16 protein-coding genes are annotated in these 14,279 nt (G+C 72.1%); 10 read left to right on the top strand and 6 right to left on the bottom strand.

Translation table 11 applies throughout. The features are described 5' to 3' along the window. Positions 1-11: 11 nt before the first annotated feature. The 3 genes from BIU94_RS03890 to BIU94_RS03885 all read left to right on the top strand — a co-directional run bounded on the left by BIU94_RS03890 (position 12) and on the right by BIU94_RS03885 (position 2,456). Complete coding sequence (locus tag BIU94_RS03890; RefSeq protein WP_071254421.1) at positions 12-1,466, top strand: APC family permease; 1,455 nt, start codon at positions 12-14, stop codon at positions 1,464-1,466. Continuing rightward, positions 1,466-1,600, top strand: coding sequence for a hypothetical protein (locus BIU94_RS18190; RefSeq protein WP_302846890.1), 135 nt, complete (start codon positions 1,466-1,468; stop codon positions 1,598-1,600). Before BIU94_RS03890 ends, BIU94_RS18190 begins: the two co-directional genes overlap by 1 nt. Positions 1,601-1,835: 235 nt before the next feature. Next, positions 1,836-2,456 (top strand): hypothetical protein, encoded by a 621-nt coding sequence (locus tag BIU94_RS03885; protein WP_071254419.1) that lies wholly within the window; start codon positions 1,836-1,838, stop codon positions 2,454-2,456. 4 nt (positions 2,457-2,460) lie between these two features. On the opposite strand, the gene BIU94_RS03880 is transcribed toward BIU94_RS03885, so the two are convergent. The 3 genes from BIU94_RS03880 to BIU94_RS03870 form a co-directional block, all read right to left on the bottom strand. After that, entirely contained in the window at positions 2,461-2,901 is a 441-nt protein-coding gene (locus BIU94_RS03880; RefSeq protein ID WP_139196283.1) for a hypothetical protein, read from the bottom strand. Positions 2,902-3,008: 107 nt separating this feature from the next. Next, positions 3,009-3,446 carry a DUF6264 family protein gene (locus BIU94_RS03875; RefSeq protein ID WP_254784779.1) on the bottom strand — a complete coding sequence of 146 codons (438 nt, stop codon included), beginning with the start codon at positions 3,444-3,446 and terminating at the stop codon, positions 3,009-3,011. Then, positions 3,419-3,799 (bottom strand): hypothetical protein, encoded by a 381-nt coding sequence (locus BIU94_RS03870; protein ID WP_071254415.1) that lies wholly within the window; start codon positions 3,797-3,799, stop codon positions 3,419-3,421. Before BIU94_RS03870 ends, BIU94_RS03875 begins: the two co-directional genes overlap by 28 nt. Positions 3,800-3,878: 79 nt before the next feature. Between BIU94_RS03870 and BIU94_RS03865 the strand changes: the two genes are divergently transcribed. Further along, positions 3,879-4,211: a hypothetical protein gene (locus BIU94_RS03865; protein WP_071254413.1), complete on the top strand. Its 333-nt coding sequence runs from the start codon at positions 3,879-3,881 to the stop codon at positions 4,209-4,211. Between the two features lie 27 nt (positions 4,212-4,238). Here the strand turns inward: BIU94_RS03865 and BIU94_RS03860 are convergent, their stop codons facing one another. Beyond that, positions 4,239-4,736, bottom strand: coding sequence for a DUF427 domain-containing protein (locus BIU94_RS03860; RefSeq protein ID WP_071254411.1), 498 nt, complete (start codon positions 4,734-4,736; stop codon positions 4,239-4,241). A gap of 77 nt (positions 4,737-4,813) precedes the next feature. On the opposite strand from BIU94_RS03860, the gene BIU94_RS03855 reads away from it, so the two are divergent. Next, complete coding sequence (locus BIU94_RS03855) at positions 4,814-6,226, top strand: amino acid permease (RefSeq protein WP_071256157.1); 1,413 nt, start codon at positions 4,814-4,816, stop codon at positions 6,224-6,226. Here the strand turns inward: BIU94_RS03855 and BIU94_RS03850 are convergent. Then, positions 6,223-6,420 (bottom strand): hypothetical protein, encoded by a 198-nt coding sequence (locus BIU94_RS03850; protein ID WP_071254406.1) that lies wholly within the window; start codon positions 6,418-6,420, stop codon positions 6,223-6,225. The two genes, BIU94_RS03855 and BIU94_RS03850, sit on opposite strands and share 4 nt — an antisense overlap. Before the next feature lie 134 nt (positions 6,421-6,554). On the opposite strand from BIU94_RS03850, the gene BIU94_RS03845 reads away from it, so the two are divergent. The 4 genes from BIU94_RS03845 to BIU94_RS03830 all read left to right on the top strand — a co-directional run bounded on the left by BIU94_RS03845 (position 6,555) and on the right by BIU94_RS03830 (position 12,475). Next, the gene (locus tag BIU94_RS03845; RefSeq protein ID WP_139196281.1) at positions 6,555-10,025 is read left to right on the top strand and encodes a DEAD/DEAH box helicase; all 3,471 of its coding nucleotides are present in this window, start codon (positions 6,555-6,557) and stop codon (positions 10,023-10,025) included. Between the two features lie 55 nt (positions 10,026-10,080). After that, positions 10,081-10,869 carry an HNH endonuclease family protein gene (locus BIU94_RS03840; protein WP_083404565.1) on the top strand — a complete coding sequence of 263 codons (789 nt, stop codon included), beginning with the start codon at positions 10,081-10,083 and terminating at the stop codon, positions 10,867-10,869. A gap of 134 nt (positions 10,870-11,003) precedes the next feature. Next, entirely contained in the window at positions 11,004-11,792 is a 789-nt protein-coding gene (locus tag BIU94_RS03835) for an SDR family oxidoreductase (RefSeq protein ID WP_071254399.1), read from the top strand. Between the two features lie 32 nt (positions 11,793-11,824). Beyond that, on the top strand, positions 11,825-12,475 hold the full coding sequence (locus BIU94_RS03830) for a GPP34 family phosphoprotein (RefSeq protein WP_071254397.1): 651 nt from the start codon (positions 11,825-11,827) through the stop codon (positions 12,473-12,475). 333 nt (positions 12,476-12,808) lie between these two features. Here BIU94_RS03830 and BIU94_RS03825 read toward each other — a convergent pair whose 3' ends face one another. Beyond that, entirely contained in the window at positions 12,809-13,189 is a 381-nt protein-coding gene (locus tag BIU94_RS03825; protein ID WP_071254395.1) for a hypothetical protein, read from the bottom strand. 391 nt (positions 13,190-13,580) lie between these two features. Here BIU94_RS03825 and BIU94_RS03820 point away from each other — a divergent pair, with 391 nt between their 5' ends. Further along, positions 13,581-14,243 carry a hypothetical protein gene (locus BIU94_RS03820; RefSeq protein WP_139196279.1) on the top strand — a complete coding sequence of 221 codons (663 nt, stop codon included), beginning with the start codon at positions 13,581-13,583 and terminating at the stop codon, positions 14,241-14,243. Positions 14,244-14,279 lie beyond the last annotated feature (36 nt).

Here is a 14,279-nt window from a genome sequence, read left to right as displayed (position 1 = left end):
AAGGGTGACGCATGGCCACCACCAACACGGACCGCCCGAAGCAGGAGCAGACCGAGCTCCGCAGGGTCATCGGTCCCAAGCTGCTGCTGCTCTTCATCGTCGGCGACATCCTCGGCACGGGTGTCTACGCACTGACCGGACAGGTCGCCGCAGAGGTCGGCGGAGCAGCGTGGCTGCCCTTCCTCATCGCGTTCGCGGTCGCGCTGCTGACGGCGTTCTCGTACCTGGAGCTCGTCACGAAGTACCCGCAGACCGCGGGTGCGGCGCTCTACGTGCACAAGGCGTTCGGCATCCACTTCCTGACCTTCATCGTCACCTTCATCGTCATGTGCTCCGGCATCACCTCGGCATCGACGGCCTCGCGGGCGTTCGCCGCGAACCTCGGCGCCGGGTTCGGCCTCGAGCTGCCGAACGCGGCCGTGATGCTCATCGGGATGGGCTTCATGCTCGCCGTGATGGCCGTCAACTTCCGCGGGGTGAGCGAGAGCGTCAAGACGAACGTCGTGCTGACCCTGGTCGAGCTGTCCGGTCTCGTGATGGTGATCCTCATCGGCTTCTGGGCGATCGCCGGCGGCAACGCGGACTTCTCGCGCGTGGTCATGTTCGAGACCCCCGAGGACAAGGGCCTGCTGCTCTCCGTCAGCACGGCGACCTCGCTGGCGTTCTTCGCCATGGTCGGCTTCGAGGACTCGGTCAACATGGCCGAGGAGACGAAGGACCCCTCGCGCATCTTCCCGAAGGTCATGCTCACCGGCCTCGGCATCACCGCCGTGATCTACGTGCTCGTGTCCATCTGCGCCGTCGCGGTCGTGCCGATCGGCGAACTGGCCGGCAACGAGACCCCGCTCGTGACGGTCGTGCAGACCGCGGCGCCGGACTTCCCGATCGCCGACCTGCTGCCGTTCATCTCGATGTTCGCCGTCGCGAACACCGCGCTGATCAACATGATGATGGCTTCCCGTCTGCTGTACGGCATGAGCAAGCAGGGCGTGCTGCCCGGCTTCCTGGCCCGCGTCTCCCCCACCCGCCGCACGCCGTCGACCGCGATCGTCTTCACGACGCTCATCTCGCTCGCGCTGATCGGCTGGGTGTCGCTCGACCCCGACTCGCCCATCGTGGTCGTCCTCGGCGGCACCACCTCGCTCCTGCTGCTCTCGGTCTTCGCGATCGTGAACGTCACGGTCCTGGTGCTCCGGCGGGACAAGGTCGACCACCGGCATTTCCGTGCCGGCGTCGTCATCCCCGCGATCGGCATCGTGACCTGCCTGTGGCTCGTCCTGCCGTTCTCGTCCGGCCGCGACCCGCAGCAGTACCAGATCGCCGGCGCCCTGCTGGCACTGGGCGTCGTGCTCTGGATCGTGACGTGGTTCACCCACGGGCGGAAGCAGGCCGAGAAGGCCCCGACCGGACTCGTGACGGAACCCACGAAGGTGCAGCGGCCGCCGCACGGCGACCGTGACTCGTGATGGACACCACGAACGTCATCTGGACCGTCGTGATCGCGGCGATCGCCGTCCTGTCGTTGTCCGCCGGAGGCTGGCGCCTCCGCCGAACGCGCCGCGACCACCACGACGACGGGCCCGCCAGGACCGACCGTTGACCGATCGCCGGCACACCACTGCCCGAGCGCGGACCGACCATCGACCGCTGAGCACTGGACGCTGACCTCTGACCGCTGACCGCTGACCGCTGACCGCTGCATGCTGACCGCTGCATGCTGACCGAGCCCCACCCGCGCGGGCGGGTCCCCCGATCGGGCGGGTGCGGTTCCCAGGCGGCGCCCGTACGCTCGTCGTGCTCTTCCTGCCCGGTCCCGCCCGTCGAGAGGTCCTGCCATGCGCCGAGTCGGCATCACCCTGGCGTCGGTGTTGGGCGCCGGCATCGTGGTGGTCGGCATCGGCGTGGTCGTGCTCGTGGTGATCGCGGTCAACTCGATCGCCGGCATCGCCGGGTCGAGCGCCGCCGAGTCGAAGCCGGTCTGCCCGCAGGTCGCCTCGAAGACGGTCGGCGGGCTCGTCGTTCCGGCCGGTCCCGTCGCGGGCTTCTGCCAGGACCGGCTCGTCAACGCCGCCGCGGTGATCCAGGCAGCGCGGACGCTCGGCATCGGGCCGCACACGCAGGCCGTCGGTGTGATGACCGCCATCGGCGAGTCGAGCCTGGTCAACCTCGACCACGGCGACGCGGCGGGGCCGGACAGCCGCGGCCTGTTCCAGCAGCGCGACAACGGCGCGTGGGGCACGTACGAGCAGCGGATGGACCCGTACACCGCGGCGTCGATGTTCTACGCGAAGCTCGTGAAGGTGCCGGGCTGGAAGACGATGACCCCGACGCAGATGGCGCACGCCGTGCAGGTCAACTCGGACCCGGAGCACTACGCGAAGTTCTGGCCGGAGGCGAAGGCCGTCGTCGAGGGGTTGACGGGCGAGACCGTGCCGGACACCGCGCCGACGTCCTGACCCGTCACGACGCCACCGCCTCGGGCCGGTCGAGGTCCTCGAGCTCGACCATCGCCGCGCCGAGCGCGTGCACGACGACCTGACCGCGCAGACGGACCCGGTGGTCCTCGAAGGAGCAGGCGCAGGCGTCGACCCATTCCCAGTCGGCGGGGAACAGCCGGTCGGCGCCGGGGCGTTCCCAGACGAGGACGACCTCTGCCGCGCCGATCTGCTCGACGATGTCCCGCACGAGCGAGGCGAAGTCGTCCACGTGCTCGTCCGGTTCGTACGGCAGGTCGGCGATCGGGATGAGGAACGGGACGGGGACGGCCCGGTCGTCGAAGAACAGCACCCAGCACTGCCGGGTGACCGGACCGTCGACGACCGCGGCGACGAGCTGGACGACGTCGTCGTCGGTGCGGACGGGGGTACGGATGAGGCGGTCGAGCATGTCTCTCTCTGGCATGCCTCCAGCGTGTCCGCCACCCGTGCGGCACCCGGGGCCCGACGGCGCATCTGTGGACGACGGCGCCGCACAGCCACATGTGGAGGACCAGTCCCCCATCGACGGTGTCAGAAGCCGCGCGTCACCGAGCTGCCGACGAGCAGCTGCACCACGGCGAACACCGCGACCACGGCCACGATCGCGACGAGCGGCACCGGCCAGGCCCACCGCCGTCGCACCAGCCGGACCACGGTCACCACGATCGCCACGACGGCGACGAGTGCGACGAGCACCGGGCCGATGAACACCGCCGTGCCGCCGAGCGCCTCGTTGCACGAGTTGCCCGGCGCCGCGCACGAGCTGAACGCCAGGCGCATGAACACGATGCCCCAGGCCGCGACCAGCGAGCCCAGCGTGAGCACCGCGAGCAGCACCGTCGAGGCGACCACGTCGGCGACGCGACGGCCGCCGACCAGGGGGTGCCGGGCCTCCCGACCGGGTGCGGCCGGAGCCGACCCGACCGGGTCGGGCCCGGCCATCAGCGACGCCGACCGCGCGTCGACCAGAGCGCGGCGGCGATGAGCAGGGGCTGCCCGAACAGGCGGGCGATGCGCTTCTCGTCGCTGTCCAGTCCGAAGGCGTCGCGTCGGTTCACCCACTGCGACAGGTTGCCCGGGAAGATGACCGTGAAGAACAGGGCAGCGACCTTGCCGACCGTGCGGCGGGCACCCGCCGGGGCGAGCAGCAGCGCCGAACCGAGCCCGATCTCGGCGACGCCCGAGGCGAGCACCGTCGTGTCCTCGTCGAGGGGCACGAAGTCGGGCACCTGGGCCGTGAACTCCTTGCGGGCGAACGTCAGGTGGCTCGTCCCGGCGAACACGAGGGCCAGGCCGAGCAGGACACGGAGGAAGGAACGCATGGGTCCATCGTGCCCGCTCCCGACGGGCCGTGACCGCCGGACGCGCGCGAGCGGGCCCCGACTCGCTACATTCGGTTCCATGGGAGCCGTCGCCCCGGACCACGAGCCGCCAGCAGCCCCGGCGACCTTCGCCGTGCTGCTCGGCCCGGTGGCCTTCTACCTCGGGATCATCGTCCCCGCGCAGTCGACCATCCGCCACGTGCTGCTCGGTGCGGTGTTCGGGGTCCTCTGCTTGCTGTGCGGGTGGCGGGCGCTCCGCATCGCGGGCCGCAGGGTCGGCGTGCGCGTGTGGTCGTGGATCGGCATGGTCCTCGGCGCGGCCGGACTGGTGATGCTCGTCTGGCAGGTCCTGGTCATCGTGACCGGCGGGGCGTTCCCGTCGCCGTTCTGGTCGCCGTACGCGAACCGCTGACGCGGAAGCGCACGCCGGCGCCGCGGGTCACCAGCCGAAGGTGCCCGCTCCGCCCTTGAACGGCCCGACGACGTCCTTCGTGATCCAGCCGCCGTAGAAGTCGCCCTCCTGCGCCTGGACGACCTCGCCGCCGACCTCGCAGGAGTCCATCGCCGAGGGGTAGATCGCCACGCGCTCGCGCAGGGACTCGTACCCGGGTTCCGGCGTCGGGTAGTTCCACGCCGCCCGGGGTGCGACCGCGTCGCCGCCGACGACGTCGAAGTACCGCGCCAGGCCCTTGAACTCGCACATGCTCGCGCCCTCGGCCGGCACGAGCGCGCCCGGCGCCAGGTCGGCGATCGGCAGGTAGTAGACCGGCGGGTGCGACGTCTCGAGCACCCGGACGGCAGCCGTGGTGTCCGCGACGACGACCCCGCCGAGCCGGACGACGACGCGGGCGCTGACGGGGTCGACGGCGGGAGGGCGTGGGTAGTCCCAGACGGACTCCTGGCCGGGGGCGGGCTCGATCCGGTTCGGGTGGCGCATGGCTCCCGGTGTACGCCGCACGGCTGCGGGTCGGCCGGGCGCGGGACAGCGACTCCCGCAGGGTGCACCATGGGCGGGTGACGACGACGACACGCACCCTCTTCCGCCGGAAGCCCATCGAGACCATCGACGACGAGTCCGGTGGCGAGGGCGGCCTGAAACGGCACCTCGGCCTCTGGCAGCTCACCGCGATCGGCATCGGCGGGATCATCGGTGCGGGCATCTTCACCCTCGCCGGCACCGTCGCGCACGGCGTCGCCGGGCCGGCGGTCCTCATCAGCTTCCTCGTCGCCGGGGTGGCGAGCGCCGCCGCGGCCCTGTCCTACGCCGAGTTCGCCGGCCTCATCCCGAAGGCCGGCAGCGCCTACACGTACGGCTACGCGGTGCTCGGCGAGATCGTCGGGTGGTTCATCGGCTGGGACCTGCTGCTCGAGTACACGGCGATCGTCGCCGTGGTCGCGATCGGCATCTCCGGCTACGTCGGGTTCCTGGTCGGCCAGTTCGGCATCGACCTGCCCGCCTGGATGCTCGGCGCGCCCGGCACCGGCGACGGTCACGTCATCGACGTGTTCGCCGTCCTGCTGTGCCTGCTCACCGCGTTCGTGCTCACCCGCGGCATCCGGAGCGCCGCCCGGTTCGAGTTCGTCGCCGTCGGCATCAAGGTCGCGCTCGTCGTGCTCATCGTCGTGCTCGGGGTGTTCCACATCAACAGCGCGAACTACTCCCCGTACTTCCCGTTCGGCTTCGGCGGTGTGATGACCGGTGCGGCGACGGTGTTCTTCGCCGTGTTCGGCTACGACGCGATGTCCACCGCCGCCGAGGAGTCCACCGACGCCCGCAAGCACATGCCGAAGGCGATCCTGCTGTCCCTCGGCATCTCGATGGTCCTGTACGTGCTGGCGACGCTCGTGCTGACCGGGATGCAGCGGTACACCGACATCGACCCGGCGTCGGGCTTCTCGTCGGCGTTCGCGTCGGTCGGCCTCGGCGGCGTGGCGAACGTCATCGCGATCGGTGCCATCGTCGGCATCGTCACGGTGCTCGTCACGTTCATGCTCGGCGCGAGCCGCGTCTGGTTCTCGATGAGCCGCGACGGCCTCATGCCGAAGTGGTTCGCGAAGACCGACCCGAAGCGGCACGTCCCGACGCGGGTCACCTGGATCCTCGGCATCGCGTCCGCGGTCCTGGCGGGCGTCCTGCCGATCGGCGTGGTCGCGGAGCTCACGAACATCGGCATCCTGCTGGCGTTCGTGGTGGTCTGCTCGGCCGTGATCGTGCTCCGCTACCGGCAGCCCGACCTGGACCGCCAGTTCCGACTGCCGTTCATGCCGGTCATCCCGATCATCGGCGTCATCGCGTCGCTGTGGCTCGTGACGTTCCTGCAGTGGGAGACGTGGGTGCGGTTCGCGGTGTGGTTCGCCATCGGGCTCGGCGTGTACTTCGGCTACTCACGCGGGCACAGCCGGCTCGCGGAGCGGCAGGACGGCTAGCGGCCGGTCCAGCGCACCCAGCCCTGCACCTGTGCGGCAGCGCTCTCGAACGACGAGTGCGCCCCGACGAGCGAGTGGTCCGGCGAGTCGACGCAGAACTGGTCGGCACGGGTGACGTCGCAGACGATCTCGGAACCGAGGAGCACGTTCCAGTGGTCGTCGGAGTCGTGCACCCAGCGCAAGCGGTCCGGCATCGGCGTGTCCAATCGGGGCGGATGAGGAACGCACCACCGCGCTCGCTCTCCCCGAGACAGTAGCCCCGCACCTCGCTGACCCCTCAGGAACCGGGGTGCACGACGGCGTCGGTGGCAGCTGGCACGATGGTGCCGTGCCAGCAGCCCCGATGATCGACGCCGTCGACGTCATCCGCTTCGTCGGGCCGCAGACCTTCGGTCGCGCCCGCGACGTCGTCCGCGCCGGTCTCGTCGACGACGCCGCCTGGCAGGACGACACCGGCACCGTCACGGCGACGGTCAGCGGTACCGCCGACACCCCCTACGACGTCCGCGTCGACACCACCCCGGCACGCGGCGAGTTCGTCCGCCCGGTGCGCAGCAGCTGCACCTGTCCACTCGGGGGCGACTGCAAGCACGTCGCGGCCGCGCTGCTCACCATCAACGCGCGTGCCCTCGCCGCGAACGCCGGCCCGCGTCCGGAAGCGCCGGCTCCGCCGCCCTCGGACTGGAGGCACGAGCTCGCCCGCCTCGCCGGTGACGACGAGCGGGCGGTCGCCCCGCAGGGCACGCGGATGGGTCTGCAGTTCGAGTTGCGTGACGCGGTCCCCGCGAAGCTCGCCTCGCGGGCCCGGGCCGCCGGTCGTGCCCTGCCGGCGCCGTCGCGGAGCGTGCGGCTCGGCGTCCGTCCGGTCACCCGCAGCGACGCCGGCAACTGGGTGCGCGGGCAGCTCACCTGGGGCACGCTGCCCTACTCGCAGAACCGGCTCGGCATCGGCGCCGAGCAGCACGCCTGGTTCCTGCAGCTCGCCGCCCTGCACCGCGCCGGGCAGCTTGCCGGGCTGCCGGGTGAGAGCGACTGGCTGCACCTCGACGACTTCCGCAGCCCCCTGCTCTGGCCGCTCCTGCGGCAGGCCGCGGCGCTCGACATCGCGTTCGTCACCGGCAAGCGCGAGGGCGGCGCGGTCCTCGGCACGCAGGCACAGGTCCTGCTCGACGTCGCCCGGCACGGCGGCGCCGTGGTGATCGGCGCGAGCGCGGTCCTCGACGGCCGGCCGATCGTCGCCGGCGCCGCGCGGACGATCGGCGACCACGGCGTCTACGTCTTCCGCGACGGCCCCGAGTCCACGGTCGCGTTCGCCCCGACCCCGGCGCCCGTACCCGACGACCAGCGCCGCATGCTCGTCGAGGGCACCCGCATCACGGTGCCGGACGCCGAGGTCGACGAGTTCCTGGCGGACTGGTCGCCGCGGCTCCGCGGTGCGCTCGGCCTGGTCAGCTCCGACGGCTCGATCGAACTGCCGGAGCGCACCCCGCCCGAGCTCGTGCTCACCGCGACGTTCGAGCCGGCCCGGGCGCCACGGACCGACGACCGCGTGCACCTGCACTGGCGCTGGCACGTCGACGGCCGGAAGGACCCGGTGTCCCTGCACGGGCCGCTCCCCGACCTGTCCCGGCTCCGCGCCGCCGACGACCCGACCGACGTGCCGGACGCGGCCGGGCCGGTGACGGACGAGTCCGGGCCGGCAGCGTCGGCGGACGCGGCGGACGCGGCGGACGCGGCGGACGCAACGGGTGCGACGGGGCCGACCACGGCACCGGGCCTGGCCACCCCGCAGCCGCCGGCCGACGACGCAGCGACGGCCGGGCCTCCCGTCCGCGCCGCCGGACCGGGTGGCGGACTGGACTGGTTCCAGGACGGCACCGTCGACGGGGCCGACGTCGCGGTGTTCGCGAACGAGTTCCTGCCCGAGCTGCCGTCGCTCGGCGTCCGCACGGTCGTGCAGGGCGAGCGCGTCGACTACGAGCGGCTGAGCGGCCGCCCGCACATCCGCGTGACGACGATGCCCTCGGACAAGCACGACTGGTTCGACCTCGGCATCATCGTGAGCGTCAACGGCAAGCAGATCCCGTTCACGCCGCTGCTCACCGCGCTCGCGAGCCGGCAGCGCCGCCTCAAGCTCATCGACAACTCGTACCTGTCGCTCGCCGACCCGGCCTTCGACCGGCTGAAGGAGCTCATCGACGAGGCCCGCGACCTCGACGAGTGGGAGCCCGACCAGCCGATCACGGTCACACCGCTGCAGGCCGGCCTCTGGTCGGAGTTCGACCTGCTCGCCGACGAGACCGCGCACGACGAACGCTGGCGGACGATCGTCGCGGGCCTGTCCGGCGCGACTCCCCCGGGTGACGTCCCCGTGCCGGACACCGTGCACGCCGAGCTGCGGCCCTACCAGCACGCCGGGTACGCCTGGCTGTCGTTCCTGGTGTCGCACGGCATCGGCGGCGTGCTCGCCGACGACATGGGCCTCGGCAAGACGCTGCAGGTGCTCACGATGATCGCCGCCCGACGCGCGGCCGAACCCGACGCCCCGCCGTTCCTCGTCGTGGCGCCGACCTCGGTCGTCGGCAACTGGGCGGCCGAGGCGGCGACCTTCACCCCGTCGCTGCGCGTCGCCACGGTGACCTCGACGTCGCTGAAGGACCCGGGGCTCGTCGCCCGGACCGCGGCGCAGGCCGACGTCGTCGTGACGTCGTACGCACTGCTGCGGCTCGACGCCCCCGCCTGGACCGACCTGCCGTGGTCGGCCCTCGTCCTCGACGAGGCGCAGTTCGTCAAGAACCCCGCATCCCAGACCCACCGGGTGGCCACGGAGCTCCGGGCACCCGTGAAGTTCGCGATCACCGGCACCCCGCTCGAGAACGGGCTCACCGACCTGTGGGCGCTGTTCCACATCGTCGCCCCCGGACTGCTGTCCACGTGGACCCGGTTCGGCGACGACTTCGGGAAGCCGCTGGCCTCGCCCGACCTGCGCGGCGAGGCCCGGCAGGAACTCACCGCCCGGCTGCGGCGCCGGATCCGTCCGCTCATGCTCCGCCGCACGAAGCAGGCCGTCGCCGCCGACCTGCCGCCGAAGCAGGAGCAGGTCGTCCGGGTCACGCTCGACCCCGCGCACCGGGCACTCTACGAACGTACGCTCAACCGGGAGCGCCTCAAGGTGCTCGACCTCATCGACGACCTGGCGAAGAACCGGATGATCGTGTTCCGGTCGCTGACCCTGCTGCGGATGCTCGCCCTGTCCCCGGCGCTCGTCGACAGCGCGCCCGACCAGCCGATCCCGTCCGCGAAGCTCGACCTGCTGCTCGACGAACTCGAACAGCTCGCTGCCGAAGGGCGACGCGCCCTGGTGTTCAGCCAGTTCACCTCGTTCCTGCGGATGGTGTCCGACGCCCTCGACGCCCGCGGGATCGGCCACGAGTACCTCGACGGCTCGACCAGGAAGCGCCCGGAGGTCATCGAACGCTTCCGGCAGGGCACCGCCCCGGCGTTCCTCATCTCGCTGAAGGCGGGCGGCTTCGGCCTCACCCTGACCGAGGCGGACACGGTGTTCGTGCTCGATCCGTGGTGGAACCCCGCCGCCGAGTCGCAGGCCGTCGACCGGACGCACCGCATCGGGCAGACCCGCTCGGTGAGCGTCCAGCGGTTCATCGCCGAGGACACCATCGAGGAGAAGGTCCTGGCGCTGGCCGCCCGCAAGGCCGAACTCTTCGCCACGATGATCGACGACGACGCCCTGTTCGCCGAGGACCTGACCGCCGACGACATCCGCTCGCTGCTCGACTGACGCGCTGCCGCACCACCGATCCGCCGCACCACCGCACCACTGGAGTCCCACCCGCATGACGTCCCGCCGACGCCGCCGTTCCCGCACCGCCCTCACCTCGTTCCTCGTCGTCCTCGCCCTCGCGGCGGGCGGGTGGGCGCTCGACGCCACCGGCGTCCTCGGGCCGGACGCCGACGCTGCGGACCGGTCCACGGCCGTGGCGACTGCCCCGACGGCTCCGACGGCGACGGGACCCGGCGTGGCGGAGCCGAGCCGGGCCTCCCGTCCGACCGTCGACACGGCGACCGGCGCCGAGGTGACCCGGGCGCGCGCCCTGCTCGCGGCGCTGCCGGTCAAGGGCAAGGCCGCCGGCACCGGGTACGACCGCACCGGCGAGTTCGGCTCCGCCTGGCTCGACGTCGACCGCAACGGGTGCGACACCCGGAACGACGTGCTCGCCCGCGACCTCAGCGACATCGTGCGCGACGGCCCCTGCACGGTCCTGACCGGCACGCTCGTGTCGCCGTACACGGGGGCGACGATCGACTTCGTGCGGGGGAACACGACCTCGACGCTCGTGCAGATCGACCACGTCGTCGCGCTCGAGAACGCCTGGCGCACCGGGGCGCAGCAGCTCTCCCAGGACGAACGCGAGGCCCTGGCCAACGACCCGCGGAACCTGTTCGCAGTCGACGGACGGTCGAACGCGCAGAAGGGCTCGGGCGACACCGCGACCTGGCTGCCGGCGGACCGGGCGTTCCGCTGCACGTACGTCGCGCACCAGGTCGAGGTGAAGTCGGCGTACCGGCTGTGGGTCGCACCGGCGGAGCACGACGCGATGGAGCGGGTCCTGCAGCGCTGCTGATCGCGGACGTTGGACAACAGGTGTAGTCTTACCTTATCGATGCGAACGCATCGTTCGGACTCGCTGCCCCGCGCCGCCGATCCCGCTGCGCGGACCCCGAGCCCTTCACCGTCGAAGACCTCAGGAGGCCATCCATGTCCACTGCTCGTTTCACCGACCGCGTCGTCCTCATCACCGGTGGCGGCTCCGGCCTCGGCCGCGCGACCGCCGTCCGCCTCGCCACCGAGGGCGCGGCGCTGTCGCTCGTCGATGTCTCCGCCGAGGGCCTCGAGGCCACGAAGACCGCCGTGCTCGACGCCGCTCCCGAGGCGCAGGTCCTCACCACCGTCGCCGACGTCTCCGACGAGGCCCAGGTCGACGCCTACGTCACCGCGACCACCGAGCGCTTCGGCCGCATCGACGGCTTCTTCAACAACGCCGGCATCGAGGGCAAGCAGAACCCGACCGAGTCCTTCACCGCAGCCGAGTTCGACAAGGTCGTCTCGATCAACCTCCGCGGTGTGTTCCTCGGCCTCGAGAAGGTCCTCGGCATCATGCGCGAGCAGGGCTCCGGCATGGTCGTCAACACCGCGAGCGTCGGCGGCATCCGCGGCATCGGCAACCAGTCCGGCTACGCCGCCGCCAAGCACGGGGTCGTCGGTCTCACCCGCAACTCCGCCGTCGAGTACGGCCGGTACGGCATCCGCATCAACGCCATCGCCCCCGGTGCCATCTGGACGCCGATGGTCGAGAACTCGATGAAGCAGCTCGACCCGGTGGACCCGCGCAAGGCTGCCGAGGAGTTCATCCAGGTCAACCCGTCGAAGCGCTACGGCGAGGCCCCCGAGATCGCCTCGGTCGTCGCGTTCCTGCTCTCCGACGACGCGTCCTACGTCAACGCGACCGTCGTCCCGATCGACGGCGGACAGTCCGCCGCCTACTGACGGACGACCCGTCCGTGTGACACCATGCCGACATGGCAGCGCAGCTCACCGTCCCCCAGGCGTTCGCACTCCTGCTCCTCCGCTCCGACGGCAGGTTCGGCATGGTGTCACAGGGGCTGACCGTCGGCCTGGGCGGCGCGGTGCTCGCGGACCTCGAGATCCGGCGCCTCGTCACCTACGAGCACCCCCGCGTCCTGCCGCACAAGGCGCCCTTCACCGGCGACCCGGTGCTCGACCGCGTCTTCGACGACCTGCTGTCGGCGACGAAGCCGCGGCGGGCAGCAGCCTGGGTCGGCCGGTTCGGCACCAAGGCGCTCCGCGAGGGCGTGCTCGAGCAACTCGTGCAGGCCGGCATCCTCGGTCGCCAGGAGCGTCGGGTCCTCGGGCTCTTCCCCTCCGTCGCCTACCCGGAGCGCGACGGCGGCCCCGAGAAGCTCCTGCGGGGAGCGATCGCCGACGTCCTCGGCGGCGCGGTGCTGCCGACGCCGTTCACCGCGGCGCTCATCGGACTCCTCAACGCCACCGGCACCCTCAAGCCGCAGTTCGGCAAGGTCGACCGTCGACTCGTCGCCAGCATCACCGCCGGCGACTGGGTCGCCCCGGCGGTGAAGTCGGTGCTGCAGTCGCAGCAGACCGCGGGCGGCATCGCCGGCGCCGGCGCGGTGGCGTCCGCGACGAGCTAGGCGGCCCGAGCACGGCGTCGCTCCGCCCGGCGACCGCGTGACGGGAGGCCCTCGCCCGAGCGGCCGACGGTTCCGGTGCCCGATCCCCGGCCAGAGCGAACCACGACCGGCAGCACGTCCGCGCGGCACGACTGCCCCGCCCGACCGGCGCGCCCGTCCGACCGGCCGCCCCACCCAGTCCTGGGATCGATCCGACCGGGGCCCACCGGGTCGTCCGCACCTCGCGGTGCCCGTGCCAGGTTGCAGTCGGAGGCCCCGCCACCCCTGATGACCGCCGGAGCAGTGACGTCCGCCGCCGGCTGATCGCGGACGTCGCACACGTCCCGTCGCGCGTCAGCCGACCACCGGGGCCACCACCGCCGATGTGCCGAGTGCGACCATCCCCATCACGAGCGCCGTCACCAGCGCCACCGCCCATCCCCGCGGGCTCCGGAGGCGCACCCACCGAGCGGCGGCCACCCCGCCGACGAAGACGACCAGCAGCAGCACCCCCTCTCCGAGGCTCGGCGCCCAGCCCACCCACGGGCGGCACACCCGCGTCGAGGTCTCCCAGTCGCAGCCGTACTGCGAGGCCGCAGCGATGGCCGCCTGCAGGAAGAACGCGACGCACGCCGCCACGGCGAGCAGCACGAAGAGCACGATCGTCACCGCGAGGTCGAGCTTCGACGACCGTGAGCGCCACGGCGACGGTCGACTCGCCCACTCCTCCAGCACGCGTCCCCCTTCCGTCGGCCGTCAGCACCCTACCGGCACCGCGGCGGGGAGCGTATCCGCCGGCACCGACACCGGTGACCGGATTGCGCTGCTCGTCCTTCGGCGTTCGTGAGAAGCACCCAGTTCTGGGGATCGCCCGGTCCCGACCGCACCGGCAGGATCGTGAGGTCGGGTACGAGGGGACGGGACGACGATGCCGCTGGGTGGACCAGGACCACGTGATTGGACTCCTCCGGAGTACATGCGATCCGCTTCGCCCCGGGGCGGACGACGTGCCGGGCGCCTCGACGTCCCGCCACCGCTGCTCGCCGTGCGGCCGCGTCGCCGTACCCGGCCAGGCGTCTCCGCCGCACTCTCCATGCTGTTCGGTCTCGGGAGTGTGGTCCTGGCCGTGGCCGCTCCGCACGACGCAGGTGTCCAGACCGGCTTCATCGCCTCGTCGATCGGCATCACCGCGATCGTCACCGGCGGCCACGCGGTGAAGGTCGCGCCCTGGGGCGCAACGGGCACGCGCGCCTTCGGTCGCGGTGGCGCGATCCTCGGCGGGGTCGGGACGGCCCTCATGCTCTACGCACTGATCGCGTTCGCCCTGCTCCCCTCCGGTGTGCGCCTGCCGGCTCTCGCGCTCCCCGCCGGGACCCCCGGTGACGCCGTCCTCGCCGGGCCGGCCCCGACCGCCGCACCGATGCAACACGCCGCGACTCCGACGCCGGCCGAGACGACGCCGGCCTCGCCGGAGTCAGCGTTCGACCGGGTCCCCGTGACCGTGGAACAGGAACGGTCCGCCGTGGTGCAGAGCGCCGGCACGCTCGCGTACGTCATGCAGCAGCGGTTCGGTGTCGGACCGTTCCCGGCGCAGGTCGCCGTGGACCGGACGACGCCCGAACGCGTCATGCTGCTGGACGGGACGTCACTGGCACCGATCCCGGTCGGCGCGCGTGTGCTGTACTCGGCGTCGCCGGACGGCTCGTCGTGGACGGTGACGGTCGTCGGCGGTCAGTTCGGCGCCGTCGCCACCTACAGTTCGGCGGTGGGCACGGTCCAGGCTGGCTGACGGTTCCGGTCGGTGACACCGGGCCTGCGCGAACCA

This window comes from Curtobacterium sp. MMLR14_006 (assembly GCF_001864985.1).
Classification (GTDB): Bacteria; Actinomycetota; Actinomycetes; order Actinomycetales; family Microbacteriaceae; genus Curtobacterium.
This window is presented reverse-complemented; position numbering and strand designations above follow the sequence as displayed.

Excerpts from the sequence above, each read along its gene's own strand:
- BIU94_RS03890 (WP_071254421.1), top strand. The coding sequence starts at position 12 with ATGGCCACCACCAACACGGACCGCCCGAAGCAGGAGCAGACCGAGCTC.
- BIU94_RS18190 (WP_302846890.1), top strand. The coding sequence starts at position 1,466 with ATGGACACCACGAACGTCATCTGGACCGTCGTGATCGCGGCGATCGCC.
- BIU94_RS03885 (WP_071254419.1), top strand. The coding sequence starts at position 1,836 with ATGCGCCGAGTCGGCATCACCCTGGCGTCGGTGTTGGGCGCCGGCATC.
- BIU94_RS03880 (WP_139196283.1), bottom strand. The coding sequence starts at position 2,901 with ATGCCAGAGAGAGACATGCTCGACCGCCTCATCCGTACCCCCGTCCGC.
- BIU94_RS03870 (WP_071254415.1), bottom strand. The coding sequence starts at position 3,799 with ATGCGTTCCTTCCTCCGTGTCCTGCTCGGCCTGGCCCTCGTGTTCGCC.
- BIU94_RS03865 (WP_071254413.1), top strand. The coding sequence starts at position 3,879 with ATGGGAGCCGTCGCCCCGGACCACGAGCCGCCAGCAGCCCCGGCGACC.
- BIU94_RS03860 (WP_071254411.1), bottom strand. The coding sequence starts at position 4,736 with ATGCGCCACCCGAACCGGATCGAGCCCGCCCCCGGCCAGGAGTCCGTC.
- BIU94_RS03850 (WP_071254406.1), bottom strand. The coding sequence starts at position 6,420 with ATGCCGGACCGCTTGCGCTGGGTGCACGACTCCGACGACCACTGGAAC.
- BIU94_RS03840 (WP_083404565.1), top strand. The coding sequence starts at position 10,081 with ATGACGTCCCGCCGACGCCGCCGTTCCCGCACCGCCCTCACCTCGTTC.
- BIU94_RS03835 (WP_071254399.1), top strand. The coding sequence starts at position 11,004 with ATGTCCACTGCTCGTTTCACCGACCGCGTCGTCCTCATCACCGGTGGC.
- BIU94_RS03830 (WP_071254397.1), top strand. The coding sequence starts at position 11,825 with ATGGCAGCGCAGCTCACCGTCCCCCAGGCGTTCGCACTCCTGCTCCTC.